We start from the raw sequence: 1,378 nt of genomic DNA, 5'->3' as shown, positions 1-1,378 counted from the left end.
AGAGACCAGCGCATCTGCTGCTTCTTGACCATGCGTTTGCCGACAAGCGAATTCACTGCTGACTCGGCGAGGCTGGTGGCGACACGAAGCCCAGCTCGGTATCGCTTGCCATAGTTGACGATCGCGCCGCGGTTCGATCTGACATAGTTCAGGAGCTGCGAGGCGAGGCTATGAAGCCGTGCGATCGAGAACTCGCTGTCTCCTTGCGAATCCTTCACTCTCTCCAAGAGTTGCTCCAGGTCGCGGATCGCGCGATCGACGCGCCCATGCCACAGGCGCCACTTCACGGCTCTGATGTCCCTGTGGATGGTTGGAAGGGGCCTGGCACCGTCCGCGAGATCGAACCATGTGGTCGGCGATCTGCTGCATTGGTTGGAGCTTCATGGCGATGTGGAACCAGTCGATGATATGGGTGGTCGGCCTTGGCATGGCGCGGGGCAGGCGCTTCAGGATTTCGGCGCCATCCGAGATCACGGTGACGTCGCCAAAGCCGCAATATCCTTCTTGCTGAAGCGCGTGGAGCGTTCGATCTCGGATTGCGGTTTGGTCGGTGCTGCTGGTCACGAAATAGCGGCCACCGGGTTCGCCTCGACCGCCGCGACCGCATCTGGCTACAACGAGTTCGAAGTTTCGCGCTGCATTGGGATCGGCGCTGCGCACATGCGCTGTGTCGATGCTGATGATAAACTCTTTGCGCCGATCGCCGGGAAGCTCCATTTCGAGCTGGCGTCGATCATCAGCTTGCGCCCTTGCGCGCCGTTCTTCCTCTGCAACCTGCTCGTCCAGCCGTTCACCGATCCTGATGGTGCGCTTGCGCACGGTCGCATGCGTCTCGGTAGGCTCAATGGGCAGAAATTCGGTGAGCACTCTGGCGGCCTGCCGGTACGGCATCATGCTTCCCAGCCGCGCCGTCAGTTCCATCAGCTCGGGCGTCGCCCGATCCGGGCAGATTTCCTTCAGTGGAGCGAAAGCAACGACCATCCCTGGATGGCAATCCCCACACAGCATCCAGCGGGGATTGCGCACCTCCACCGTGCCGAACACAGTTCGGATCCGGCGCGCCGTATGTCTTTGACCGGCCGGAACGTGTGGCAGTCCGGGCAAGCCCGCCGAAACAGAGTATAGGCATTCACCTCCTGGTTTACGACCGCGCTCTGCAGCGCCGTCATGATCTTCTTGCCGTCTTCGATCGACAGGCCGATTTCGCCGTCGAACAGGCGCTCCCAGCTCTTGTCGACCCGGACCTCCCGACGACAAACGTCGCCGAACTCGCTCTTTCCCTCGATTGTAATTGTCCACTCCACCGCCATCGTTGCTTCTCCGAACAAAGCGACGGTGATGAACTGCTCGGGCCTAACAATCCGTGCTCAACCCCAGA

2 protein-coding genes and 1 pseudogene are annotated in these 1,378 nt (G+C 60.8%); all 3 read right to left on the bottom strand.

The window, feature by feature from the left end; translation table 11 throughout:
- Positions 1-218: pseudogene (locus D3227_RS42485) on the bottom strand (ISKra4-like element ISMet1 family transposase); the annotation flags it as partial.
- Complete coding sequence (locus D3227_RS40315; protein ID WP_120019461.1) at positions 169-981, bottom strand: hypothetical protein; 813 nt, start codon at positions 979-981, stop codon at positions 169-171. The pseudogene D3227_RS42485 and the gene D3227_RS40315, both read right to left, overlap by 50 nt.
- Positions 957-1,310: a hypothetical protein gene (locus D3227_RS40310; RefSeq protein WP_147377836.1), complete on the bottom strand. Its 354-nt coding sequence runs from the start codon at positions 1,308-1,310 to the stop codon at positions 957-959. The genes D3227_RS40315 and D3227_RS40310 overlap by 25 nt, the downstream gene beginning before the upstream one ends.
- Between the last annotated feature and the right edge of the window lie 68 nt (positions 1,311-1,378).

Source organism: Mesorhizobium waimense (assembly GCF_003601975.1).
Classification (GTDB): Bacteria; Pseudomonadota; Alphaproteobacteria; order Rhizobiales; family Rhizobiaceae; genus Mesorhizobium; species Mesorhizobium waimense.
This window is presented reverse-complemented; position numbering and strand designations above follow the sequence as displayed.